Source organism: Aeromicrobium sp. (assembly GCF_036676885.1).
In the GTDB taxonomy this organism is placed as follows: Bacteria; Actinomycetota; Actinomycetes; order Propionibacteriales; family Nocardioidaceae; genus Aeromicrobium.
On the sequence record NZ_JAKFCB010000235.1, the window covers coordinates 1 to 21,755 of the forward strand.

General features: G+C 68.8%; 24 protein-coding genes, 1 tRNA gene and 1 pseudogene. 12 read left to right on the forward strand and 14 right to left on the reverse strand.

Features of this window, described 5'->3' with window-relative positions:
* Positions 1-492: pseudogene (locus tag V6M46_RS10360) on the reverse strand (phosphoenolpyruvate carboxykinase (GTP)); the annotation flags it as partial.
* Positions 493-771: 279 nt separating this feature from the next.
* Here V6M46_RS10360 and V6M46_RS10365 point away from each other — a divergent pair.
* Positions 772-847 (forward strand) — tRNA-Arg (locus V6M46_RS10365).
* Between the two features lie 66 nt (positions 848-913).
* Here the strand turns inward: V6M46_RS10365 and lepB are convergent.
* The 4 genes from lepB to V6M46_RS10385 form a co-directional block, all read right to left on the reverse strand.
* Entirely contained in the window at positions 914-1,576 is a 663-nt protein-coding gene (gene lepB, locus V6M46_RS10370) for a signal peptidase I (RefSeq protein WP_332664538.1), read from the reverse strand.
* 66 nt (positions 1,577-1,642) lie between these two features.
* Positions 1,643-2,011, reverse strand: coding sequence for a TraR/DksA family transcriptional regulator (locus V6M46_RS10375; RefSeq protein ID WP_332664540.1), 369 nt, complete (start codon positions 2,009-2,011; stop codon positions 1,643-1,645).
* Between the two features lie 110 nt (positions 2,012-2,121).
* Positions 2,122-2,553 (reverse strand): hypothetical protein, encoded by a 432-nt coding sequence (locus tag V6M46_RS10380; protein WP_332664542.1) that lies wholly within the window; start codon positions 2,551-2,553, stop codon positions 2,122-2,124.
* A 44-nt stretch (positions 2,554-2,597) separates the two neighbouring features.
* Positions 2,598-4,985, reverse strand: coding sequence for an ATP-dependent DNA ligase (locus V6M46_RS10385; protein ID WP_332664544.1), 2,388 nt, complete (start codon positions 4,983-4,985; stop codon positions 2,598-2,600).
* 212 nt (positions 4,986-5,197) lie between these two features.
* Here V6M46_RS10385 and V6M46_RS10390 point away from each other — a divergent pair, with 212 nt between their 5' ends.
* Both V6M46_RS10390 and V6M46_RS10395 read left to right on the forward strand, forming a co-directional pair.
* Positions 5,198-5,965, forward strand: a complete 768-nt coding sequence (locus V6M46_RS10390; RefSeq protein ID WP_332664546.1) for a sigma-70 family RNA polymerase sigma factor — start codon at positions 5,198-5,200, stop codon at positions 5,963-5,965.
* A gap of 125 nt (positions 5,966-6,090) precedes the next feature.
* Entirely contained in the window at positions 6,091-6,312 is a 222-nt protein-coding gene (locus tag V6M46_RS10395; RefSeq protein ID WP_332664549.1) for a hypothetical protein, read from the forward strand.
* Here the strand turns inward: V6M46_RS10395 and V6M46_RS10400 are convergent.
* A complete protein-coding gene (locus V6M46_RS10400) occupies positions 6,306-6,800 on the reverse strand; it encodes a hypothetical protein (RefSeq protein WP_332664551.1) in 495 nt (164 codons plus the stop codon). The two genes, V6M46_RS10395 and V6M46_RS10400, sit on opposite strands and share 7 nt — an antisense overlap.
* Positions 6,801-6,976: 176 nt before the next feature.
* Here V6M46_RS10400 and V6M46_RS10405 point away from each other — a divergent pair, with 176 nt between their 5' ends.
* Positions 6,977-7,696, forward strand: coding sequence for a GAF and ANTAR domain-containing protein (locus V6M46_RS10405; protein WP_332664554.1), 720 nt, complete (start codon positions 6,977-6,979; stop codon positions 7,694-7,696).
* Positions 7,697-7,701: 5 nt separating this feature from the next.
* Here V6M46_RS10405 and ku read toward each other — a convergent pair whose 3' ends face one another.
* Positions 7,702-8,550: a non-homologous end joining protein Ku gene (gene ku / locus V6M46_RS10410; protein ID WP_332664557.1), complete on the reverse strand. Its 849-nt coding sequence runs from the start codon at positions 8,548-8,550 to the stop codon at positions 7,702-7,704.
* Between the two features lie 77 nt (positions 8,551-8,627).
* Between ku and V6M46_RS10415 the strand changes: the two genes are divergently transcribed.
* The 3 genes from V6M46_RS10415 to V6M46_RS10425 are packed head-to-tail and all read left to right on the forward strand — an operon-like array spanning position 8,628 to position 10,242.
* Positions 8,628-9,494: an SDR family oxidoreductase gene (locus V6M46_RS10415; protein WP_332664559.1), complete on the forward strand. Its 867-nt coding sequence runs from the start codon at positions 8,628-8,630 to the stop codon at positions 9,492-9,494.
* A 24-nt stretch (positions 9,495-9,518) separates the two neighbouring features.
* Complete coding sequence (locus V6M46_RS10420) at positions 9,519-9,791, forward strand: DUF7218 family protein (RefSeq protein ID WP_332664561.1); 273 nt, start codon at positions 9,519-9,521, stop codon at positions 9,789-9,791.
* Between the two features lies 1 nt (position 9,792).
* A complete protein-coding gene (locus V6M46_RS10425; RefSeq protein ID WP_332664563.1) occupies positions 9,793-10,242 on the forward strand; it encodes a DUF6328 family protein in 450 nt (149 codons plus the stop codon).
* A 29-nt stretch (positions 10,243-10,271) separates the two neighbouring features.
* On the opposite strand, the gene V6M46_RS10430 is transcribed toward V6M46_RS10425, so the two are convergent.
* Genes V6M46_RS10430 through V6M46_RS10440 form a run of 3 tightly spaced genes read right to left on the reverse strand, consistent with a single transcriptional unit; the run spans position 10,272 to position 12,537 of the window.
* Complete coding sequence (locus V6M46_RS10430; protein WP_332664565.1) at positions 10,272-10,973, reverse strand: GAF and ANTAR domain-containing protein; 702 nt, start codon at positions 10,971-10,973, stop codon at positions 10,272-10,274.
* A 2-nt stretch (positions 10,974-10,975) separates the two neighbouring features.
* On the reverse strand, positions 10,976-11,692 hold the full coding sequence (locus V6M46_RS10435; protein ID WP_332664567.1) for a GAF and ANTAR domain-containing protein: 717 nt from the start codon (positions 11,690-11,692) through the stop codon (positions 10,976-10,978).
* A 38-nt stretch (positions 11,693-11,730) separates the two neighbouring features.
* Positions 11,731-12,537: an SDR family NAD(P)-dependent oxidoreductase gene (locus V6M46_RS10440; RefSeq protein ID WP_332664572.1), complete on the reverse strand. Its 807-nt coding sequence runs from the start codon at positions 12,535-12,537 to the stop codon at positions 11,731-11,733.
* Positions 12,538-12,783: 246 nt separating this feature from the next.
* Here V6M46_RS10440 and V6M46_RS10445 point away from each other — a divergent pair, with 246 nt between their 5' ends.
* Positions 12,784-13,872 carry a glycosyltransferase family 1 protein gene (locus tag V6M46_RS10445; RefSeq protein ID WP_332664574.1) on the forward strand — a complete coding sequence of 363 codons (1,089 nt, stop codon included), beginning with the start codon at positions 12,784-12,786 and terminating at the stop codon, positions 13,870-13,872.
* A gap of 3 nt (positions 13,873-13,875) precedes the next feature.
* Here the strand turns inward: V6M46_RS10445 and V6M46_RS10450 are convergent, their stop codons facing one another.
* Positions 13,876-14,604 (reverse strand): CatB-related O-acetyltransferase, encoded by a 729-nt coding sequence (locus V6M46_RS10450; RefSeq protein ID WP_332664576.1) that lies wholly within the window; start codon positions 14,602-14,604, stop codon positions 13,876-13,878.
* A 69-nt stretch (positions 14,605-14,673) separates the two neighbouring features.
* Here V6M46_RS10450 and V6M46_RS10455 point away from each other — a divergent pair, with 69 nt between their 5' ends.
* Genes V6M46_RS10455 through V6M46_RS10465 form a run of 3 tightly spaced genes read left to right on the forward strand, consistent with a single transcriptional unit; the run spans position 14,674 to position 17,218 of the window.
* On the forward strand, positions 14,674-15,921 hold the full coding sequence (locus V6M46_RS10455; protein WP_332664578.1) for an NAD(P)/FAD-dependent oxidoreductase: 1,248 nt from the start codon (positions 14,674-14,676) through the stop codon (positions 15,919-15,921).
* Positions 15,922-15,963: 42 nt separating this feature from the next.
* Positions 15,964-16,557, forward strand: coding sequence for a hypothetical protein (locus tag V6M46_RS10460; RefSeq protein WP_332664581.1), 594 nt, complete (start codon positions 15,964-15,966; stop codon positions 16,555-16,557).
* A 25-nt stretch (positions 16,558-16,582) separates the two neighbouring features.
* Entirely contained in the window at positions 16,583-17,218 is a 636-nt protein-coding gene (locus V6M46_RS10465) for a Pr6Pr family membrane protein (protein WP_332664584.1), read from the forward strand.
* Between the two features lie 65 nt (positions 17,219-17,283).
* Here V6M46_RS10465 and V6M46_RS10470 read toward each other — a convergent pair whose 3' ends face one another.
* The 3 genes from V6M46_RS10470 to gabT are packed head-to-tail and all read right to left on the reverse strand — an operon-like array spanning position 17,284 to position 21,445.
* A complete protein-coding gene (locus V6M46_RS10470) occupies positions 17,284-18,648 on the reverse strand; it encodes an NAD-dependent succinate-semialdehyde dehydrogenase (protein WP_332664587.1) in 1,365 nt (454 codons plus the stop codon).
* A 47-nt stretch (positions 18,649-18,695) separates the two neighbouring features.
* Positions 18,696-20,117: an NAD-dependent succinate-semialdehyde dehydrogenase gene (locus V6M46_RS10475; RefSeq protein ID WP_332664590.1), complete on the reverse strand. Its 1,422-nt coding sequence runs from the start codon at positions 20,115-20,117 to the stop codon at positions 18,696-18,698.
* The gene (gene gabT / locus V6M46_RS10480; RefSeq protein ID WP_332664593.1) at positions 20,114-21,445 is read right to left on the reverse strand and encodes a 4-aminobutyrate--2-oxoglutarate transaminase; all 1,332 of its coding nucleotides are present in this window, start codon (positions 21,443-21,445) and stop codon (positions 20,114-20,116) included. The genes V6M46_RS10475 and gabT overlap by 4 nt, the downstream gene beginning before the upstream one ends.
* Before the next feature lie 71 nt (positions 21,446-21,516).
* Between gabT and V6M46_RS10485 the strand changes: the two genes are divergently transcribed.
* On the forward strand, positions 21,517-21,755 hold a 239-nt coding region (locus tag V6M46_RS10485), incomplete at its 3' end, for a LysR family transcriptional regulator (protein WP_332664595.1).

Sequence of the window (21,755 nt, forward strand, 5' to 3'; positions counted from 1 at the left end):
GGTCTTGCCGACGCGGGCCATCACGGTCATCGACGCCACGACGTACGCGGAGTCGGTGATCTCGACGCCGAACATCGGGTTGTCCGCGTCGAGGTGGCCCATGACGAACGGGATGACGTACATGGTGCGGCCCTGCATGCAGCCGTCGTAGAGGTCCGTCATGACCGCCTTCATGTCCGAAGGCTCCATCCAGTTGTTGGTCGGGCCGCAGTCGGCCTCGTCAACGCTGCAGATGTAGGTGCGGTCCTCGACGCGGGCGACATCGCTCGGATCGGAGGCGCACCAGAACGAGTTGGGCTTCTTGGTCTCGTCGAGTCGTACGAAGGTGCCGGAGGCGACGAGGCCATCGGTCAGCGAGACCCATTCCTCGGGAGTGCCTTCGACCCAGTGGATGGCGGCCGGTCTGGTCAGGGCGGCGACGTCGTCAACCCAGGCCTGGAGCCTGCGGTGTGTCGTCCGGTAGGTGGTGGATATGGCGGTGTCTGCGGACATGTGTGAACTTTTCCTTCTCGCGCATCGCGAACCAAGCGCATTGATTCGCACTCCCTCGGCATATAGGGGCCTCAGGTAGCTGATGTGTGATGAATCGTCACCGACGGGCGATGACGATTCAGCCGACTTTACGGGTCGCATCTTGGGGATGGGCAGGTCGGAAGGGGTGAACATAGTCACACGTATGACAGGAGCAACCCGGGTGCGTCGTCCGTTGCGGTGGCCAGATTTTCTCTCGGCTCGGGGCCACGCTAGACTCAGCGAGGCCCTTCGGGGCATGCGCCCGTAGCTCAACGGATAGAGCATCTGACTACGGATCAGAAGGTTAGGGGTTCGAATCCCTTCGGGCGCGCCAGACAGAGAAGTCCCGCCCGAGCCTCAGGCTCGAGCGGGACTTCTGTCGTTGCGGGGTCGACCTCGGTCAGGGCTCGAGGTTGGCGTCGAACGTGTCGGGCTTGTGGATGAAGCCGGCCCGGCCCAGCGGCCATACGCGCAGCCAGGCCTTGCCGACGACGCTCTGGTCGGAGATGAACCCGCCGCCCGGATCGCCCATGTGTGCGCGGGAGTCGCTGGAGTTGCCCCGGTTGTCGCCCATGACCCACAGGTGACCCTTGGGCACCTTGACCTCGAACGTCTTGTCCTTCGTGACGGTCTCGTCGAGGACGTACGGCTCGCTGAGCTCCTTGCCGTTGACCGTCAGCTTGCCGTCGGTGCAGCAGGCGATCGTGTCACCGCCGACGCCGATGACCCGCTTGATCAGGTGGCCGCCGGTGGGGAAGAGCCCCACGGTCTCGAGCGCCTTCTGGACGGGGTTCGACGCGTGCTTGGAGTCCTCGGCGCTGAGCCAGCCTCCCGGGTCGTCGAACACGACGACGTCCCCACGCTTCACATCGCCGCCCCAGTACGAGACCTTCTGCACGAGGATCTTGTCGTTGACGAGCATCGTCGGCTCCATCGACTCCGACGGGATGTAGAACGCCTGGAGAAAGAATGTCTTGACGATGACTGCCATGACCATGGCAGTTGCGACGAGAAGGATCGACTCCTGCCATACCGGCAGCTGCTTCTTCTTCTGTTCCGTCACGCAGCGAGCCTAGCGGGACGTCGCCAATCGAGCGGTCGCAGGATTCGTCCCGGTGATCTGAGCGGGTCAGGCAACGCAGGTCATGCAGAGGGTCGCCCGCGGGAAAGCCTCCAGTCGCGGCCGGCCGATCGCCGCTGAACACGTCTCACAGATGCCGTAGAGCCCCTGGTCCAGGCGTGCCAGGACGTGCTCGGTCTGCTCGAGGATCGCGGTGGCGTTCTCGATCTGGACGGCATCCTGCATGAGCTCGGCCCGATGGGCCGCGACATCGATCTCGTCGTGCAGCACCTCGAGCGTCGACTCCGAGACGGCCTGGGCGGTCGCGGTGTCGAGGATCGCGATCTCCGCCCGGAGCCGCTCGGCGGCCCGAAGCAGCCCGTCGCGGACGGAGCTCAGCTCCTCCGTCGTCCAGGCCGGGTCGATGTCAGTCGCCATGGGAGTCCCTCCGGGCATGAGTGGTTCAGACCGCATACCCACAACCGCAGGTGGTATTCGCCGCTGAACGCACGAATCCCCGGGCGCCCGCCCGGGGATTCGTGGCTGGCTCAGTCCGTCGTGGGAGGGGCTGAAGCCTTCTTGGCCGGCTTCGGCGGCGTCACGTCTGCCGGCGGCGTCGGCTTCGGCGGCGCCGGGAACGGCTCGGGCGGCGGCGCGGTGTGCGTACGCCCCTTGACCGCCGCGAATGCCGCGGCACCGGCGCCGGTCAGGACACCGAGGATCGCGACCCGCTTGAGCTTCGAGCGCTTCTTGGGCCTGACCTTCTCGGGCACCTTGTCGGCGACGCCGTCGGGCAGGCGCTCGAACAGGTCGTCGCGCAGGTCGCGCAGCTGGTCCTTGTCGGGGAGCATGTCGACGAGCTGATCGCGTACGCCGGGCGCACGATCGACAACCTGCTGACGGAGCTCTTCGGTCTGGCTCGCCAGGTCATCCAGACGGGCTTCTAGCTTGGTGCGGAAGTTCTTCTTCTTGAACGGCATGGAGTAACTCCTCGTGTCGTGATGATGTCGGGTCGGGCGCAGCCTTACTCCAGGGCGACCTCCTGCGGCTTCTTGTCCGTACGTATGCCGCGCCAGCTCGGCTGGCGCAGGTGGCCGCCGGACGTCCACTCCGCGAACGACACCTCGCCGACGAGGCGAGGGCTGACCCAGTGGGCGTCGCGTGCGATCTCGCGGGGCGTCTCGGCGAACGGGCTGGTCTTGCGGCTGAGCTTCGACAGCCGTTGCTGGAGGTCGGCGAGCGTGCGCTGGTCGAATCCGGTGCCGACCTTGCCGACGTAGCGGAGCCCGTCGTCGGTGGGGATGCCGAGCAGCAACGCGCCGATGGTTTCGCTGCGGGCGCCCTGGCCGGTGCGCCAGCCGCCGATGACGACCTCCTGCATGCGCTGGTGCTTGACCTTGGTCCAGGCGGTCGCGCGCTTGCCACCGAGATAGCGGCTGTCGCGGCGCTTGGCGAGCACGCCCTCGAGCCCGAGCGTCTTGCTCGACTCGACAGCATCGGCCAGCGAGCCGTCGAACGCCTGGGGGACGTCGACGACATCCGCCGCGATCCTGAGCCCGCGCAGCGCCTTGCGGCGTTCGACGTACGTCTTGTCGACCAGCGAGTCGCCGCCGGACCGCATGACGTCGAACACGAGGTACTTGACCGGTACGTCCCGGCGCGCGGCCTCGACGTCGGCCTCCTTGGTCAGCCCCATGCGCCGCTGCAGCCGGCCGAAGTCGGGGACACCGGCAGCGTTGAGGGCGACGACCTCGCCGTCCAGGACCGTGTCATCGAGGCCCAGCTCGGCCAGCGCGGTGACGATCTCGGGATAGCCGGCGGTGACGTCGTTCTCGTTGCGGGTGAACAGGCCGACGTCCTTGCCGTCGATCACCGCCACGACCCGGATGCCGTCCCACTTCATCTCGAACGCCCACTCGTCCTCGTCGCGGACATCGCTCGCCGAGCCGAGCTTGGCCATCATGGGCGGGACGAAGCCCTTCTTCATCGAGCGCGGCGGGGCCTTCTTGCGGCGCGGCGCGGCCGGGAGGTCCATCCGGTGGATCAGCCAGTTCTTGCCGGTCTTGATCAGCGCGAACCTGCGCGGCCCGCCGAGCCCGCCACCCTTGCGTCCGGTCAGCGTCGCGATGACCTCCTTGCCGTCGCGCCACTTCTCGAGCTCGTACGTCCCGGTGTCCCAGATCGTGACCTCGCCGCCGCCGTACTCCCCCTTGGGGATCGTGCCCTCGAACGTGCCGTACTCCAGCGGGTGGTCCTCGGTCTGCACCGCGAGGTGGTTCTTCTTGGGATCGGTCGGCACGCCCTTGGGCAGCGCCCACGAGACCAGCACGCCGTCGTGCTCGAGGCGGAAGTCCCAGTGCAGGCTGCTGGCGTGGTGCTCCTGGATCACGAACGAGTTGGCCTGTGCTGAGCTTGTCGAAGTGCCGTCGCCTCCGGCCGGCATCGCGTCGGGCACGGGTTCCGGTGTCTTCCCGGCATCGCGCTTGGACCGGTAGGTCGCCAGCTTGTCGCTCGCCGGCCTGGGCCCCGCGAGGTCGGCCATGGGGTCCTTGCGTCGCTTCATGCGCTGCAGGACCTCGTCCATCATGAGGTGCTGCAGGTCGTCGTTGAGCTCGCGCCAGGTGCGGGGCACCGCGACGTACGGCTTGAGCTGCCCGCGCAGCGAGTAGGGCGCGATCGTCGTCTTGTTGGCGTTGTTCTGGCTCCAGTCGACCAGGACCTTGCCGCCGCGCAGGCTCTTCTTCATGGAGCTGACGACGAGGTCCGGGAGCTCGGACTCCAGCACCTGGGCGAACTGCTTGGCGAACCGGTTGACGTAGTCCGCGTCGTGCTCGCCGTCGAGACCGGCGTACAGGTGGATGCCCTTGCTGCCGCTCGTCACGGGGTATGCCTCAAGGCCGAGGTCGCGCAGCAGCGCCCGGGCCCGTTTGGCGACCTCGACGCACTCGGGCAGACCTGCACCCGGCCCGGGGTCGAGGTCGAGGACGAGGTGGTCGGGGTTCTGCTTCACGCCCCGGCTGTCGACCTTCCACTGCGGGACGTGCAGCTCGAGCGCACCGACCTGGCCGGCCCAGGCGAGAGCCGCCGCGCTGTCGAACACCGGATACGTGTTGACGTGATCGCTGTGCTGGATCTTGACGCGTCGGATCCAGTCCGGCGCGGACGACGGGAGGTTCTTCTCGAAGAAGACCTCACCCGGTTTGTCGGCGGTGCCGACGCCGTCGACCCAGCGCTTGCGCGTCACGATCCGGCCGGCGAGATGCGGCAGCAGATGCGGCGCGATCTCCATGTAGTAGGCGATGACCTCGGCCTTGGTCGTGCCCGTCGACGGGTAGATGACTTTGTCAGGGTTGGTGAGGCGGAGGCGCTGTCCGGCGACCGACACGGTCTGGGTGTCGTTCGTGCGCGCCATCAGGCCTCCTCTCATGACCGGCCCGTACCCGGGGGGACCCGAGCGAAACGCGAGGAAGAGACGCGCCGAGACGCTGAGATGGTTCTCCAGAACCATATCGACTGATCGCGTGCGCGCAGCAAGACCTTGCGCTTCACACTCCACAGTGCCATGGTTGAAGAGCCGGTTGAGCAGAAGCCGGTTGACGGATCGAGACCCCTGGGGGTTTTACCGTGAACACTGCTCCCGCACTCACACAGCACGATGACACGCACGATCTGATCGAGGCGGCTCGGCACGCGAGCGACGCCGAGCGGGCACTTCTCGAGGACGAGGTGGTTCGCCGCCATCTCGGTCTCGCGCATCACCTGGCCGGGCGTTACTCCGGGCGAGGTGCCGACCGTGACGACCTGGCGCAGGTCGCCTGCTTCGCCCTGGTCAAGGCCATCCGCGGCTTCGACCATGAGCGTGGCGAGTTCGTCCCGTTTGCCACGGTCACGATCCTCGGCGAGATCAAGAAGTACTTCCGCGACTACTGCTGGGGCATCCGCCCGCCGCGGCGTATCCAGCAGATGCAGGCCGACATCTCGAGCGCGACCGAGCAGTGTCTGCAGTCCGACTCGCGGCAGCCCGACGTCGAGACGATCGCCGAGGCGATCGAGGCCGACGTCGACGAGGTTCGTGAGGCGATGGCAGCCCGCAGCTGCTTCACGCCGACATCGCTCGACCAGCCCGTACGCGAGAGCGGCCGGCCTCTGGGGGAGACGATCGCCGGCGACACCTCCGAGTTCGACTTCATCGACGACTGGGTGACGATCGAGCCGCTGTGCCGCGACCTCGACGACGAGGAGCGACTCCTGCTCCGGTTGAGGTTCGTCGAGGACAAGACGCAGCAGGAGATCGCCGAGATCGTGGGCGTCAGCCAGATGCAGATCTCGCGGCGGCTCGCCAAGCTCCTGAGTCGACTCCGGGAGTCAGCGATGGCCGTGGACGCGGCCTGACCATCCTCGCGGGTTGCTTGTTGGCGGTCACCGGAGCCGGTGGCCGCCAACTCGTATGTCATGGGTAGAGTGCCGTTGCCGGTTCAGCAGCAGCCGCACCAGCTTGCTGACCCGAGGAACGTTACTTGCGACGCACCACCCTGACCTTTCGGCTGAGCGGCGATGCCGTCCAGCGCGACCTCCTCCACGAGTTCGCCCTCCATCACGACGTGATCGTGTCTGCCGTCGACTCCGACGGTGCTCCGACGATCGCGGTCGAGACCCTCGACGCGCCCGCCGCACTGTGGGACGTACGCGCGACCGTGGGCATGTTCGACGACCATGCCCAGGAAGTTGATCGTCACTGATGCTCGGCTTCGACCACGAACGGTCGCGCCACGAATGCGGGTCGCCCCACCGACGGGTGCTCCACCATCTCGTCGGCCACCGACACAGCCAGCGCCCTGGTCGTGACCTGCGTACGGGCCGGGTGCTCCGAGGCGACGTCCCCGACGAGCGGGGGGTGCCAGATCAGCGACACGTCATGGTGCATGCCACACGCCCGGCACATGTCTTGGACCCGGTCGGACTCGGCGGTGGTGCCGGGCTCCGGACAGACCGCGATGACGTGGGACCGGGGTTGCTCGGTCTCGGCGAGCTCCTTGAGCGCGTCGACGCCCGCTGCGGTGTCGAGCCGCATGACGGCGTGAGTGGCCGAGCGGAGCCATCCGGTCGGGACCGACACGAAGTGCGTCTTCCACCCGCGTTGCCCCAGCTGGTCGCTGAGCGCGTGGTCGAGCGGAGCGCTGTCGCCGAAGAGTGTCACGGTGGTTCCGGTGGAGCCCGTTGCGTTCATCGGGCACCCCTTCCCGAGCGTCGAGGAGGCAGCCACTGCTGCCGCCCTGTTGGTGCATCCCCTTGCTGCGCCGACGTACCCAGCACTTGTGGCAGCAAACACCTGACCCCCGCGGCTATATATTTCGGTCAGGCGGTGTGTTTCTCTTGAAGGGTCGCCCGGTGAGGAGTTCCCACGTGGACAGCTCGACGTTCTTTTCCCAGATGGCGCTCGACCTGCACGACGAGCCCACCACGGAGCGCACGATCGAGCGCATCGCCGAATACGCCCGGATCGCCACGAGCTGCGACGACGCCGGCATCATGCTGGTGCATGCGCGCAACCAGATCGAGACGGCGGCGGCCACCTCTCAACGGGTCGGCGAGTCCCACAACCTGCAGATCGTGCACGACGAAGGCCCATGCCTCGATGCGATCGAAGGTGAGGCGATCTACCAGGCACGCGACGTCGGCAACGACCCTCGTTGGCTCAAGTGGGGGCCTGCCGTCGCGGAGCTGGGCATCCGCAGCGTCCTGAGCGTGAGGCTCGAGACCCGGGCGCGGCGCTACGGCTCGCTCAACCTCTACGCCAACCGCATCGACGCGTTCGACGAGGACGACCTAGCGGTGGCCACGATCTTCGTACGTCATGCGGCCGTGGCGCTCGCCAATGCGCACAACGAGGAGGGCCTGCAGGTCGCGATAGACGCCCGCAAGCTGATCGGCCAGGCGCAGGGCATCCTCATGGAGCGCTTCGACCTCGACGCCGACCGCGCGTTCGACTTCCTCCGCCGCCAGTCACAGGCCCACAACGTCAAGCTGCGCCATGTCGCGCAGTGGGTCGTCGAGCACCGCCGCTCACCGGACGCCCGCTTCGAGGCGCCGGAGCTGTCGCGTGACCAGGCCGCAGCGAACTAGGCGACCTAACCGGCCTTCTTCTTGGCGGCGCTCTTCTTCTTGGTGGCCTTCTTGGCGGGTGCCTTCTTCGTGGCATTCTTGCGGTCGACGCTGCGCTTGAGCGCCTCCATCAGGTCGACGACGTCGGCGCTCTCCTCTTCCTCCTGCTTGCCGAACGTGGCCTCGGTGTCGAGTGCGGCGCCCTGCTCGATCTTGGCCTCGATCAGCGTGCGGAGCTGCTCCTGGTAGTCGTCGGTGAACGCCGAGGGGTCGAAGTCCTCCGAGAGCGAGTCGACGAGCTGCGCCGCCATGTCGCGTTCCTTCTGGCTGATGCGCGGGGTCGAGTCGAGCACGTCGAAGTCCGGCTTGCGCACCTCGTCGTCCCACAGCATCGTCTGGAGCACCAGGACGTTGTCGCGGACGCGCAACGCCGCGAGCCGGGTCTTCTGCCGCAGGGCGAACTGGACGATCGCGGTCCGGTCGGAGTCCTCGAGGGCGCGTCGCAGGAGCGTGTAGGGCTTGAGGGCCCGCTCCTCGGGCTCGAGGAAGTACGCCTTGTCGAGGCGGAGGACATCGACCTGGTCGGCGGGGACGAACTCGACGACCTCGATCTCGTGGCTGCGCTCGGCCGGCAGGGCGGCGAAGTCCTCGTCCGTGAGCACGACGGTCTTCTCGCCGTCGTCGTACGCCTTGTCGATGTCCTCGTAGGCGACGACCTTGTTGCAGACCTCGCACTTGCGTTGGTAGCGGATCCGGCCGCCGTCCTTGTTGTGGACCTGGTGGAGCGAGACGTCGTGGCTCTCCGTGGCGCTGTAGACCTTCACGGGCACGTTGACCAGGCCGAAGCTGATGGCGCCCTTCCAGATGGATCGCATGCCTAAGTGAATCGCGGTTGATCCGCCGACGCCAGTCATTCACGTTTAACGCCTGAGGGAGGGGGCACGTCCCCCGCATGAGTCACGACGAATCCCCGGCCTTCCCGCCCCAGCAGCAGGAACCGCCCGGCCTGACGGGCGAGATGCGACCGGTGCCGGATCACGGCGAGGAGTCCTACCGCGGCAGCGGACGACTCGAGGGTCGCAAGGCGTTGATCACCGGCGGTGACTCCGGCATCGGCCGGGCCGTCGCGATCGCGTACGCCCGAGAGGGCGCCGCTGTCGCGTTCACGTACCTGCCGGAGGAGAAGTCAGACGCCGACGAGACGTCCGCCGTCCTCGAGCAGGCCGGGCGCAGGTACGTCGCGATCGAGGCGGACCTGCGCGATAGCGAGACGTGCGACCAGGTGGTGGCCGACACCGTCAGGAACCTCGGCGGCCTCGACATCCTGGTCAACAACGCCGGGTTCCAGATGGCGCGCGAGGAGGGCATCGAGGAGCTCACCGACGAGCGGATGGACCGGGTTTTCACGACGAATCTCTACTCGCTGTTCTGGCTGACCCGCGCCGCGGTCGCCCATCTCAAGCCCGGATCGGCGATCATCAACAACTCCTCGATCCAGGCCTACGACCCGTCGACCACGCTGCTCGACTACGCCGCGACCAAAGCCGCGATCAACAACGCCACGGTCAATCTCGCGGCACAGCTCGGACCCAAGGGCATCCGGGTCAACGCCGTCGCGCCCGGTCCGATCTGGACGCCGTTGCAGCCCGCGACCCAGTCCGTCGAGAAGATCGAGAAGTTCGGCAAGGACACCCCACTGGGACGGGCGGGACAGCCGGCCGAGGTCGCGCCGGCGTTCGTCTTCCTCGCCTCCGAGCGCGACGCGAGCTACGTGTCCGGCACGGTGCTGGGCGTCACGGGCGGCAAGGCCGTCTTCTGATCCACCTCACAGGAAGGATGAGTCATGCCAGGCAAGAAGAATCCGAGTCTCAAGAATCCCGACATGTACGAGGAGCTCCGCAAGGAGGGCGCCTCGAAGGAGAAGGCCGCACGCATCTCGAACGCGACCAAGCAGAAGGGCAGGTCCACGTCGTCGGTCGGCCGCAAGGGCGGCAAGTCCGACTCGTACGAGGACTGGAAGGTGCCCGAGCTGCGCAGGCGGGCCAAGGAGCTTGGCCTGAGCAACTACTCGGACAAGAACAAGTCGGAGCTGGTCACGGCCCTCCGCAACCACTGACATGGCACTTTCCGAGGAGGCCAGACTCGATCGCAACTGGCAGGAGCTCCTGCAGGAGCTCCGGGTCGCCCAGACCGGCGTCCAGATCCTCACCGGCTTCCTGCTGACCCTGCCGTTCACGCCTCGTTTCGAGGACCTCGCCGAGTCGCGGCACACGGTCTACGCCGCGGTCCTCTGCTCGGCCGTCGCGGCGACGTTCCTGCTCATGACGCCTGTGGCATTGCACCGGGCGCTGTTCCACCGGCACGCCCGCCCCTGGCTCGTCGAGGCCGCACACCAGACGTCCCGTTGGGGACTCGCCGCCCTCGCCCTGGCGAACATCGGAGCCGTGTGGCTGATCCTCGACGTGGTCGCGGCGACGTGGGTCGCGTGGTTGGTGGCGGCGATGATCACGGTGTTCGTGCTCGTCGCGTGGGTCCTGGTGCCGGCGCGTGAGCTCAGGGCGAACTGACCCCGGTTGGCGGCGTCGTGGCGTCCTGGTCAGGTGACGTGACGGCGCTGCGCCTCGTCGATCACGGCCCGGGCCGTTGCGGTCAGGGTGGCGCCCTCGTCGGCGGCGCGGCGTAGCAGCAGCCGGTAGGCCTCGGCCATCTCGACGCCGTGGTTCCACGCCAGGACGCCCTTGGCCTGCTCGATGACGATGCGCGCGGCCAGCACCTCCTGGACGCGCTGCCGCACGACGCCCAGGTCGATCGTGTCGGTCTGCACGATCAGCAAGGTGGCGAGGTCGGCGAACGCCTGGGCGACGGTCTCCTCCTCGGGGGTGAACATCGTGCCGGTGTGGCGGAACATGCCCATCGCGCCGAGCGCCACGCCGTGCCAGCGCAGGGGTGAGGCATGGACCGACGAGAACCCGGAGTCCAGCATCAGCTGGCCGAACCGTGGCCAGCGCGTCACCACGTCGGGGCCGTGGGCCCTGACGGGGCGACCCGACACGTGGGCGTCGACACAGGGCCCTTCCTCGAGCTGCGACTGATGCAGCTCGAGCTCGACCGCGGCGTGGCTCGAGGCGGCCAGCAGGTCCAGCCGATCGTGGTCCTCGACAAGAATTCCGCCGGCGTCGATCTGCAGCACGTCGGTGCTGCTGGCGAGCAGGGTGGCCAGGAATCCGGCGATGTCTGTCTCGCTGACGAGGGCTGCGGACGCCTTGGCGAGGGCGTGGGTCGCGCGGGATGTCTCCATGGTTAGTCCCCCTCTATCGTGAAGTCCCGGAAGTTGATGCGCCGCCCGATGATGTCGCGCGCCACCTCGACCAGCGACGTGTTGCGGGCGAACGCCTGGCCGCGCAGCAGCGCCATGGCATCCTCGGCCCGTACGCCGACCTGCGCCACGATCATGCCGGTCGCCTGATGGATCTGCGAACGGCTCGCCCACGTCTCCTTCGAGATCTGGTCCGGTCGGCCGACGCGAGGGTCCTGCAGGATCGCCGTGCCGACGGTGGCGCTGAGGAAGCGTGCCGACACGAGGTCCTCGTCCTGGTCCGGGCCGCGACGATGCAGCGAGAGCACGCCGAGGATCGCGAGCTCGGCACGCAGGGGAACCGCGACGAGCGTCCCGGCGAATCCCAGGCCGACCAGGCGGTCGGAGAACAGCGCCCAGCGGCTCTCGTCGCCGTTGCCGAGCCGGGCGACCACGACCTCCCCGGTGTGCGCGGCGTCGAACGCGGGCCCTTCGCCGACGACGTCCTGAAGGTCGTCGAGCGTGGCGGCCATCTCGTCGGTGGCGTGCACCATCAGCCGCCCGTCGCCCGCGTAGTCCAGGGTCATCGAGGCGCCGTCGGCGTCGAGCATCTGCCGGCCGGCCTCGCAGAGCCGGATCGCAAGCGACTCCTCGCGCTTGAGCGACGCCAGCACCGTCGCGAACTTCGCGAGAGCGTGCTGGTCATCGTCTGTCTCGGACATTCCTGGCCTCTCCAACCGGTGTGGCGTCGACTCTACGCTCAGGCGTCGTCGGGCGGTTCGGTCATCGACCGGTGGACCCTGGCGGCCATGGCGTCGGGCATCACGCCGGTGGCGACCGACTGCATCCGGTTGCGCCAGCTGCCGGTGACCACGTGGTCGTCGCCGGCCAGCATCGCTGCGACACCGGCACTGGCGACGTCGGAGGGATCCTCCTTGGGTCCTTCGGCAACCTTGGTGCCGTCCATGCCGGCGCGGTCGAAGAACTCGGTGGCGGTCGGCCCGGGCATCAGGGCCGTCACCGTGACGCCGGTGTCCTTGAGCTCTTCGCGCAGCCCCAGCGCGAAGGACTGGATGAAGGACTTCGAGGCGGCGTATGTCGTGTAGAACGGGCCCGGCATCTGCGACGCGACCGACGACGTGAACAGGATGCGGCCCTCGCCGCGCGCCACCATGTCCCGCGCGATCCAGTGGCCGAGGTGTACCGCCGAGACGATGTTGAGGGCGATGACGCGGAGGTGGTCCTCGAGCTCGGTGTCGACGAGCCGGCCGTGGACGCCGATGCCGGCGTTGATCGCCGCCGCCGCGAGCGGCCGGTGCTCCTGTGCCAGCAGGTCGACGACCATGTCGTTGCCGGCTCGCGTGGCCAGATCCGCGCGGATCGGGCGGACGTCGGCGAGGTCACTGAGCTCGGCGGCGGTGTCGAGGATGCCCTCGTCCTCAGCCACGACGATCAGGTCGAAGCCGTGGTGCGCCATCTCGCGAGCCAGCTCTTCGCCGATGCCGCTGGACGCGCCGGTCACCAGGCCCAGTGGTCTGCCGCCCCGGCTCTCAGCTGAATGCTCCATCTCGATTTCTCCCTCTGGTCGTAGGCCTGTGGGACTGCTACCCGGATCGTCGTTCGGCATGCGCGAGGTGGTCGCAGAGTGCATGGCCCCTGCAGTTCTGGGTACGCTGGCAGTGGTGCAGAAGGTCGCCACCCCCCGGATTTCCACGATTGAGGAAAGGCTCCGATGTCGACCGCCCGCCCCGCACGATCCGAGCGACCGAGTCGCGCCCGGTGGCATCGCAGGAGCCGCATCAAGGTCGCCTCCGTGCCCGCCGCGCATCCGTACGTGCGTCACCTGTCGCCGGTGCGGGAGCTCCGCGACCTGCCGCGAGTCATCCGGCTCGCAGATCCCGATCCGTCGAATCCCAGTCGGGTGACGCTCACGCGATGGTGGCCACCGGTCATGCTCGAGCCCGCATGGGTGCGTCAGCATCATGGCGACTTCGATGTGTTCCACCTGCACTTCGGGTTCGACGGAGTCGAGCCCACCCATCTCCGGGACCTGGTCGACACGCTCCGATGGGCGGGCAAGCCGTTCGTCCACACGGTCCACGACCTGCGCAGCACGCGCGAGTCCGAACGCGAGCTGCACGACGCGCGGTTGGACGTCCTGGTCCCGGCTGCCGACGCGTTGATCGCCCTGACGGACAGTGCCGCAGCAGAGATCGACGACAGGTGGGGACGCCAGGCACTCGTGCTCCCGCACCCGCACGTCGTCGATCTCACGACGATGGTGCGCATGCGGCACCGCCGGCAGACCCCGATCCATCGCGACCGCCCCTTCACGGTCGGCCTGCGCGTCTCGAAGCCGCGCGCGGGCGAGCGCCCGTTCACCCTCCTGCCGGCCCTGGTCCGGGCGGTGCGGTCGATTCCGGGTGCGATCCTCCAGATCGACGCCCACCCTGACGTCCTCGGCCCGGCCGGCGGACGGTTCGACGTCGACCTCGCGTCCGAGGTCGAGCGCGCGCAGCACCGGGTCCGCGTGCGGGTCCGCGAGTTCTTCAGCGACGCGCAGATGTGGGACTACCTCGGCGGGCTCGACGTGTCAGTCCTGCCATACCGCTTCGGACCCCACACCAGCTGGATCGAGGCCTGCCGTGATGTCGGAACCGCCGTGGTGGCCCCCACCGGGCGGTTCTTCGGCGCCGACTCACCGGTCTTCGGGTTCTCCATGGATGACACCGGCTTCGACGAGGAGTCGCTGATCGATGCGGTCCAACGGGCGTACGAGCACTCTCCCGTGGAGCCGGTCTCGGTCGACGAGCGGATCGAGCAACGCCAGCGGGTGGCCGCGGCGCATGCCCGGCTGTATCTCGAGGTGCTGGCCGGTGAATCGTCGAGGGTGGGGAGCTGACGGTCAGCGACGCCAACGGCGCCGGGGCTTCGGCGGCACCGGCTTGGGGATCTCGACGAATCCGGGATCGTACGGCTCGAGGCCCGCGTCGATCGTGGGGCGCAGCCGACGCACGGCCTCGGGCAGGTCGTCGTACGGGATGCCGCTGAGCTGATTGGGCGAGAACCGCCACCACTGCAGCGCCTGCAGCTCGTCGCGGAGGTCGTCGGGAACGCGCGGGCGGATGACCTTGGCCGGGATGCCGCCGGCGATCGAGTAGGCCGGGACGTCCTTGGTGACGACCGCGTTGGCGGCGATGATCGCGCCGTCGCCGATCGTGACGCCGCGCAGCACGACGACATTGGCACCGATCCACACGTCGTTGCCGATCGTCGCCACGTCACCCGCGACACTCCGGAAGGTCTGCCGCCCGCCGGCCTCGGGGTCGATGACCTGACCGGTGTTGGCCGACGGATGCCAGCCCCACGACGCCTTCTTGTACTGGAACGACGAGACGCTGAGCCACGTCGTGGGATGCCCGGTCGCGCCGATCAGGCTGCCGGGGCCGATCTCGCAGTAGCGGCCGAACGTCGCGGCCTGGGCCTCGACCTCGCGGCCCAGCTCGGTGAACGCGCCGATGTGCGTGTCCGAGCGGATGATGAACGGGCCGAGGAAGCGTACGGGCGGCTCGACGAACAGGCGTGACCTGCCGATGTGCTGCACGTGCGCCGCGCCGCGGGTGTGCTGGTTCACCTGTCCTCCTTCAGTCCCGGGTCAGGGTATCGACCGCGTGGAACGGAGGTGGCACCGCACAATGGACGCATGACTCAGCGCCCCGAGCACGTCCTGGTCGTGGGGGCCGGGATGGTCGGGTTGTCCGCCGCGTGGTTCCTGCAGGCCGAGGGCGTACGCGTGACGGTCGTCGACCGCGCCGGCGTCGCTGCGGGCTCGTCGTGGGGCAACGCCGGCTGGCTGGCTCCGGCCCTGACCCACCCGCTGCCGGACCCGGCGATCCTGGCCGGCGGCATCAAGGCGATGCTCAGGTCGTCGTCGCCGGTCTACGTGCCGCTGACCGCCAACCCGCGCCTGTTGAGGTTCCTGCTCGACCTCGCCCGGCACTGCACCGCGGCGAAGTGGCGCACCGCCATGACGGTGTTCGCCGAGGCCAACCGGCAGGCCCTCGACGCGTTCGACGAGATCGCGGCGGGCGGGCTCGCGGAGCCGACCCTGCCGGCGGAGCCGTTCCTCGCCGCGTTCGCCTCGGAGGTCGACCGGCAGGCGTTGCTCGACGAGTTCGGGCACGTACGCGAGCTCGGGGTCGACACGAAGGCCGAGCTGCTCGACCGCGGGGCGATGCACGCCCTCGTGCCGGCGCTCGGTGACGCCGTGACGTGTGGCGTACGCCTGCGGGACCAGCGCTTCATCAATCCCGGCCGCTTCGTCAACGCCCTGGCCGACGCGGTGCGCAGCCGTGGCGCCGAGATCAGGACCGACGTCGACGTCCGCGACATCACCGAGTCGGCGGAGGGCGTACGCCTCGAGGTCGCCGACCGCGCGCCGATGCGTGCCGATGCCGTCGTGATCGCGACCGGCACGTGGCTCGGCGCGCTCGCGCGAGACGTCGGCGTGAAGACGATCGTGCAGGCCGGTCGCGGCTACAGCTTCACGGTGCAGCCCGAGCACATGCCGGTCGCGCCGATGTACTTCCCGGCGCAGCGGGTCGCCTGCACGCCGCTCGGTGACGGGTTGCGAGTCGCCGGGATGATGGAGTTCCGCAAGCCCGGCGCGCCGCTCGACCCGCGGCGCATCGCGGCGATCATCGACGCGGCGAAGCCCATGCTGACCGGTGTCGACTGGTCGGCGCGTACGGACGAGTGGGTCGGCTCCAGGCCGTGCACCGCAGACGGGCTCCCGCTCGTCGGGCGTACACGATCGTCGCGGGTCTTCGTGTCCGGCGGCCACGGCATGTGGGGCATCGCGCTCGGGCCGCTCAGCGGCAAGCTGCTTGCGGCCCAGGTGGCCCGCGGGGAGACGCCGAGCCTGCTCTCGAGCTTCGACCCGCTGCGCTGAGAGCATGTCGCTGCCGTACCACCCGCCTGAGAGACTGGGGTCATGACCAACGCCCCGCAACGCTTCACGCTCCGCCAGAAGATCACCATGATGGTCAACCGCTACGAGCTGCGCGCGCTCGGCGACGACGGTGTCGAGGGCCCGCTGATCGCCATGGCGCAGCAGAAGCGCATGGCGTTCAAGGAGCAGGTCACGTTCTACTCCGACGAGGCGCGGACGCAGCCGGTGTTCGGGTTCAAGGCCCGCACGCGGATGGACCTCGCCGCGACGTACGACGTCACGGATGCCCAGGGCAACGCGATCGGTGAGTTCCGCAAGGACTTCGGCAAGTCGTTGCTCCGCTCGACGTGGCACCTGCAGACGCCCGACGGGCTGGTCGCCGTGGGCCAGGAGCGCAGCAAGGGCGTCGCGATCGCCCGACGCGTCATCGACCTGGTCGGTGACCTGCCGATCTTCCTGCGGTTCCACTTCGACTTCACCGCACCAGATGGCCAGATCATCCTGACGTCGGAGCGGCAGCGCTCGCTGCGGGACCGCTACGAGATCACGGTGCCGGTGCTCGACAACGGCTGGCAGCTCGACTGGCGCGTCGCCGCCGCGATGGCCGTCGCGCTCGACGCGCTTCAGTCACGCTGACGCGATTCATCGCTATCGTCTGGACATGACCCGCCTCTGGTATGCCGTGATGGTGGCGCTCGGCGCGATCTCGATCATCACCGCGACCGCGATGGTCATCGACAACGACGGCAGCCTCGTCAACATGTACAGCTACTTCACGATCCAGTCGAACCTCCTCATGCTGGTCAGCGCCGTGCTGTTGGCGATCAGGCCTGACCGCACCGGGGCGGCGTTCGAGGTCGTCTACCTGGCTGGGCTCGTCGGCATCACGGTGACGGGGGTCGTCTTCGCGACCGTGCTCGAAGGGGCGATCGAGCTCGAGGGCCAGGAGCTCTGGAACGACCGGATCTTCCACTACATCGTCCCGGCCATGGCGGTCATCGGCTACCTGCTCCTGCGGCCGCGCACGACGTTCCACCGGGGCGCCTACCTGTTCCTGATCTGGCCGCTCGGCTGGCTGGCATACACGCTGATCCGCGCCGAGCTCGCCGATCCACGGTTCCGCGGCGAGAACGGCACGACGATGAACGTGCCGTACGACTTCCTCGACATCGACGCCAAGGGCGGCGGGTCCGTGGCGGTCGCCTGCGTCCTCGTGCTGATCCTCGCGCTGGCGGTCGCCTGGGGCTACCGCACGTACGGCCAGCGGGTCTCTGGCGGAGTGATGGTGCCGCGATGATCGACCGGGACCGGCTCGCAGAGCTGCTGGCGCGGGAGCGCGCGACGTACGCGGTGACCTAGACGTCAGTCGGCGATGAAGAACATCCGCTTGTTGACGAACTCGTCCATGCCCAGCGGGCCGAGCTCGCGGCCGAAGCCGGAGCGCTTGACGCCGCCGAACGGGATCTCGGCACCCTCGCCGGCGGTCGTGTTGACGTTGGCCATGCCGACCTCGAGCCGCTGCGCGATCTTCTCGGCGCGGGCCGGATCGGCGCTGAACACCGCGCCACCCAGGCCGTACGTCGTGTCGTTGGCGAGCTTGAGCGCCTCCTCGTCGGAGCTGACCTTGTAGACCACCGCGACCGGACCGAACAGCTCCTCGGAGTAGGCCCGCATGTCCTTGGTGATGCCGCTCAGCACGGCGGGCGTGTAGTGCGCGTCGGGTCCGTCGCTCAGGACGCCGCCGGCGTGCAGCGTGGCACCCTTGCTCACGGCGTCGTCGACCTGCTCGGCCAGCGCCTCGGCCGCCTTGCGCGACGACAGCGGCGAGAACGAGTCGAGGGCCAGCGCCTTCTCGGTCAGCTTGCCGACGAAGTCGTCGAACAGGTCGTCCATGACGATCATCCGCTTGTTGGAGTTGCACGCCTGACCGGTGTTGTACATCCGGAAGTCCCACGCGTTGTCGACGACCTCGTCGAGGTTGTCGCTGTCGAGGACGATCATCGGGTCGGAGCCGCCGAGCTCGAGGACGCACTTCTTGAGGTTCTTGCCGGCCAGCGCGGCGACGACCGCGCCCGCGCGCTCCGAACCGGTCAGCGAGACGCCCTGGATGCGGGGATCGGCGATGATCGTCGCGATCTGCTCGTGCGACGCGAACACGTTGACGTACGCGCCCTCGGGCACCCCGGCGTCCTTCATGATCTGCTCGACCGCGAGCGCCGACTTCGGGACCGACTCGGCGTGCTTGAGGATGATCGTGTTGCCGAGCATCAGGTTGGGGGCTGCGAACCGGGCGATCTGGTAGTACGGGAAGTTCCACGGCATGATCCCCAGCAGCGGACCGATCGGCAGCTTCTGCACGACGGCCTTGCCGCCCGCGAACGTCTTGATCGGCTGGTCGGCGGCCAGCGTCGGGCCCTCGGTCGCGAAGTAGTCGAAGATCGACTGGCAGAACTCGGCCTCCTCGAGGCCTTCGCTCACGGGCTTGCCCATCTCCTCGTTCGCGATCGCTGCGAGCTCGTCGGCGCGCTCGGCGAACAGCCCGGCGACCCTCTTGATGATCTCGCCGCGCTCGGTGATCGGCACGTCCTTCCACACCGCGTACGCCTGGGTGGCGGCGGTGATCGCCTGCTCGATGTCAGCGTCCGATGCGGTCTCGAACGTCTCGACGACCTCGCCTGTCGCCGGGTTGACGACCTGGTACGCGGGTCCTGATGTCGTGGTGGTCATGCGCTTCTCCTCGTATGGGTGGGATGCTCGCGTGAGTGGGGCGAGACCTACCGCCAGTCGATACTCAAGTATTGCGTCTCGGTGAACTCTTCCAAGCCCGCGCGGGCGCCCTCGCGGCCGAGCCCGCTCTGCTTCATGCCGCCGAAAGGCGCGGACGGGTCCGACACCAGGCCGCGGTTGATGCCGATCATGCCGGCGTCGATCGCCTCGCCGATCCGCATCGCGCGCTGCAGCTCGCCGGCGAACACGTACGCCGCCAGGCCGAACTCCGAGGCGTTGACGAGCCGCAGCATGTCGGCCTCGTCGGTCCAGGTGATGACCGGAGCGACCGGGCCGAAGATCTCGTTCATGACGATCTCGGCGTCGGCCGGTACGTCGACGAGCACGGTCGGCGGGAAGTAGTAGCCCTTGCTGTCCGGCACTGCGGCGCGGTGGCTGATGCGGGCGCCGGCGGCGATCGCCGAGTCGACCAGCGCGGCGACACCGTCGACGGCCTTGGCGGAGATCAGCGGGCCGATCTGCGAGCCGTCGGCGGCGGGCCCGACGATGAGCTTCTCGACCTCGGCGCCGAGCTTCGCGGTGAACTCCTCGGCGACAGCGGCGTGCACGTACAGGCGGTTGGCGGCGGTGCAGGCCTGGCCGCCGCCGCGGAACTTCGCGATCATCGTGCCGGCGACGGCGGCGTCGAGGTCGGCGTCCTCCGTCACGATCAGGGGAGCGTTGCCGCCGAGCTCCATCGACGAGTTCACGACCCGGTCGGCGGCCTGCTTGAGCAGCACCCGGCCGATGGCGGTCGAGCCGGTGAACGAGATCTTGCGGACTCTGGCGTCGGCCATCCAGGTCGACACGACCGCCGAGGCGTCGGTCGTCGGCACGACGTTGACCACGCCGTCAGGCACCCCGGCCTCGACGAGCAGCCGGGTCACGGCGAGGGCGGTGAGCGGCGTCTCCGACGCGGGCTTGAGGACCACGGTGCAACCCGCGGCCAGGGCCGGAGCGAGCTTGCGGGTCGCCATCGCCGCCGGGAAGTTCCACGGCGTGACGAGCGCCGCGACGCCGACCGGCTTGTGGGTCACGACGGTGCGGGTGCCGCCAGCCGGGGAGACGCCGTAGTCGCCGCCCGCGCGTACGCCCTCCTCCGCGAACCAGCGGAAGAACTCGGCGGCGTACGTGACCTCGCCGCGCGCATCGACCAGCGACTTGCCGTTCTCGGCGCAGATCAGCGCCGCGAGCTGCTCCGCGTCGCGGACCATCAGCTCGTACGTGCGCCGGAGGATCTCCGAGCGCTGGCGCGGCGGCATCGCGCTCCAGGCCGGGAGGGCGGCGGCCGCGGCGTCGACGGCGGCGGTCGCGTCGGCCGGACCGCCGTCCGCGACCTGGTCGATGATCGTACGGTCGGCGGGGTTCTCGACGTCGAACTCGCCAGCGGAGCCGGGCAGCCACTCGCCGCCGATGAACAGCCCGTTCATCGGTTGTCCTCGAAGGCCGCGGCGACGATGTCGAGGCCCTCGTTGAGCAGGTCGTCGCTGATCGACAGCGGCGGCAGGAAGCGGAGCACGTTGCCGTACGTGCCGCAGGTCAGCACGATGACGCCGGCGAGGTGCGCGGCGGCGGCGACGGCGCTGGTCAGCAACGGGTCAGGCTCGTCGGTGCCGCTCTTGACGATCTCGACGGCGATCATCGCGCCGCGACCGCGTACGTCGCCGAGGCGGTCGTCGTCAGCCTGCAGGCGGTGCAGCCGGTCGAGCATGAGCCGCTCGATCTGTCGGGCCCGCTCGACGAGCCCCTCGGCCTCGATCGTCTCGATCGTCGCGAGCGCGGCGGCGCAGGCGAGCGGGTTGCCGCCGTACGTGCCGCCGAGGCCCGAGACGTGCGGCGCGTCCATCATCTCGGCGCGGCCGGTCACCGCCGACAGCGGCAGCCCGCCGGCGATGCCCTTGGCGGTGACGATCAGGTCGGGCACGACGCCGTCGTGCTCGCAGGCGAACAGCTCGCCCGTACGCGCGAAGCCGCTCTGCACCTCGTCGGCGATGAACACGACGTTGTTGGCGGTGCACCAGTCGGCGAGCGCCGGCAGGAAGCCCTCGGCCGGCACGATGAAGCCGCCCTCACCCTGGATCGGCTCGATCACGACCGCGGCGAGGTTGCCGGCGCCGACCTGCTTCTCGATGTACGTGATCGCGCGGCGTGCGGCCGCCGCACCGTCGAGGTTCTTCTCGTCCCGGTAGGGGTAGGACAGCGGGGCCCGGTAGACCTCGGGGGCGAACGGCCCGAAGCCGCTCTTGTAGGGCATCGACTTCGCGGTCATCGCCATCGTGAGGTTGGTGCGCCCGTGATACGCGTGGTCGAACGCCACGACGGCCTGCTTCTTGGTGTGCGCGCGGGCGATCTTGACCGCGTTCTCCACCGCTTCGGCGCCGGAGTTGAACAGCGCCGTCCGCTTGTCGTGATCGCCCGGGGTCAAGCGGTTGAGCGCCTCGGCGACCGCGACATATCCCTCGTACGGCGTGATCATGAAGCACGTGTGCGTGAATGCCTCGACCTGCTCGCGTACGGCCTCGACGACCCGCGGCGCGCTGTTGCCGACCGTCGTGACCGCGATGCCGGAGCCGAGGTCGATGAACGAGTTGCCGTCGACGTCCTTGACGATGCCGCCGCCGGCCTCGGCCGCGAAGACCGGCATCGTCGTGCCGACACCCTGGGCGACGGCGGACTTCTTGCGGGTCATCAGCTCCTGGGAACGGGGCCCGGGGATGGCGGTGACGAGGTTGCGGCGTTGCTCGATCGAGGCAGACATATGTCGATTCTCGCGCCCCGCCGCCTATGCCGTCCAATACTCAGTCCTGATCGAGGCTATGCTCTGCAGGCATGGAGCTGCGTACGCTCGGATACTTCGTCGCGGTCGCCGAGACCGGCTCGGTCAGCGCGGCCGCGGACGTCGTGCACGTGACCCAGCCGGCGATCTCCCGGCAGATCCGGCAGCTGGAGTCCGAGCTCGGCGTCGAGCTGTTCGCGCGGTCGGCCGGACGCCTGCAGCTCAGTGCGGCCGGCCGGCAGTTCCTGCCACACGCCCAGGACGTCCTGCGCCGGGCGGACGGCGCCCGCAA

Coding starts and splice junctions, on each gene's coding strand:
- V6M46_RS10465 (WP_332664584.1), top strand. CDS start 16,583: ATGACCCGCCTCTGGTATGCCGTGATGGTGGCGCTCGGCGCGATCTCG.
- V6M46_RS10400 (WP_332664551.1), bottom strand. CDS start 6,800: ATGAACGCAACGGGCTCCACCGGAACCACCGTGACACTCTTCGGCGAC.
- V6M46_RS10475 (WP_332664590.1), bottom strand. CDS start 20,117: ATGAACGGGCTGTTCATCGGCGGCGAGTGGCTGCCCGGCTCCGCTGGC.
- V6M46_RS10435 (WP_332664567.1), bottom strand. CDS start 11,692: ATGTCCGAGACAGACGATGACCAGCACGCTCTCGCGAAGTTCGCGACG.
- V6M46_RS10430 (WP_332664565.1), bottom strand. CDS start 10,973: ATGGAGACATCCCGCGCGACCCACGCCCTCGCCAAGGCGTCCGCAGCC.
- V6M46_RS10440 (WP_332664572.1), bottom strand. CDS start 12,537: ATGGAGCATTCAGCTGAGAGCCGGGGCGGCAGACCACTGGGCCTGGTG.
- V6M46_RS10425 (WP_332664563.1), top strand. CDS start 9,793: ATGGCACTTTCCGAGGAGGCCAGACTCGATCGCAACTGGCAGGAGCTC.
- V6M46_RS10380 (WP_332664542.1), bottom strand. CDS start 2,553: ATGCCGTTCAAGAAGAAGAACTTCCGCACCAAGCTAGAAGCCCGTCTG.
- V6M46_RS10470 (WP_332664587.1), bottom strand. CDS start 18,648: ATGACCACCACGACATCAGGACCCGCGTACCAGGTCGTCAACCCGGCG.
- V6M46_RS10420 (WP_332664561.1), top strand. CDS start 9,519: ATGCCAGGCAAGAAGAATCCGAGTCTCAAGAATCCCGACATGTACGAG.
- ku (WP_332664557.1), bottom strand. CDS start 8,550: ATGCGATCCATCTGGAAGGGCGCCATCAGCTTCGGCCTGGTCAACGTG.
- V6M46_RS10375 (WP_332664540.1), bottom strand. CDS start 2,011: ATGGCGACTGACATCGACCCGGCCTGGACGACGGAGGAGCTGAGCTCC.
- gabT (WP_332664593.1), bottom strand. CDS start 21,445: ATGTCTGCCTCGATCGAGCAACGCCGCAACCTCGTCACCGCCATCCCC.
- V6M46_RS10385 (WP_332664544.1), bottom strand. CDS start 4,985: ATGGCGCGCACGAACGACACCCAGACCGTGTCGGTCGCCGGACAGCGC.
- V6M46_RS10455 (WP_332664578.1), top strand. CDS start 14,674: ATGACTCAGCGCCCCGAGCACGTCCTGGTCGTGGGGGCCGGGATGGTC.
- V6M46_RS10415 (WP_332664559.1), top strand. CDS start 8,628: ATGAGTCACGACGAATCCCCGGCCTTCCCGCCCCAGCAGCAGGAACCG.
- V6M46_RS10460 (WP_332664581.1), top strand. CDS start 15,964: ATGACCAACGCCCCGCAACGCTTCACGCTCCGCCAGAAGATCACCATG.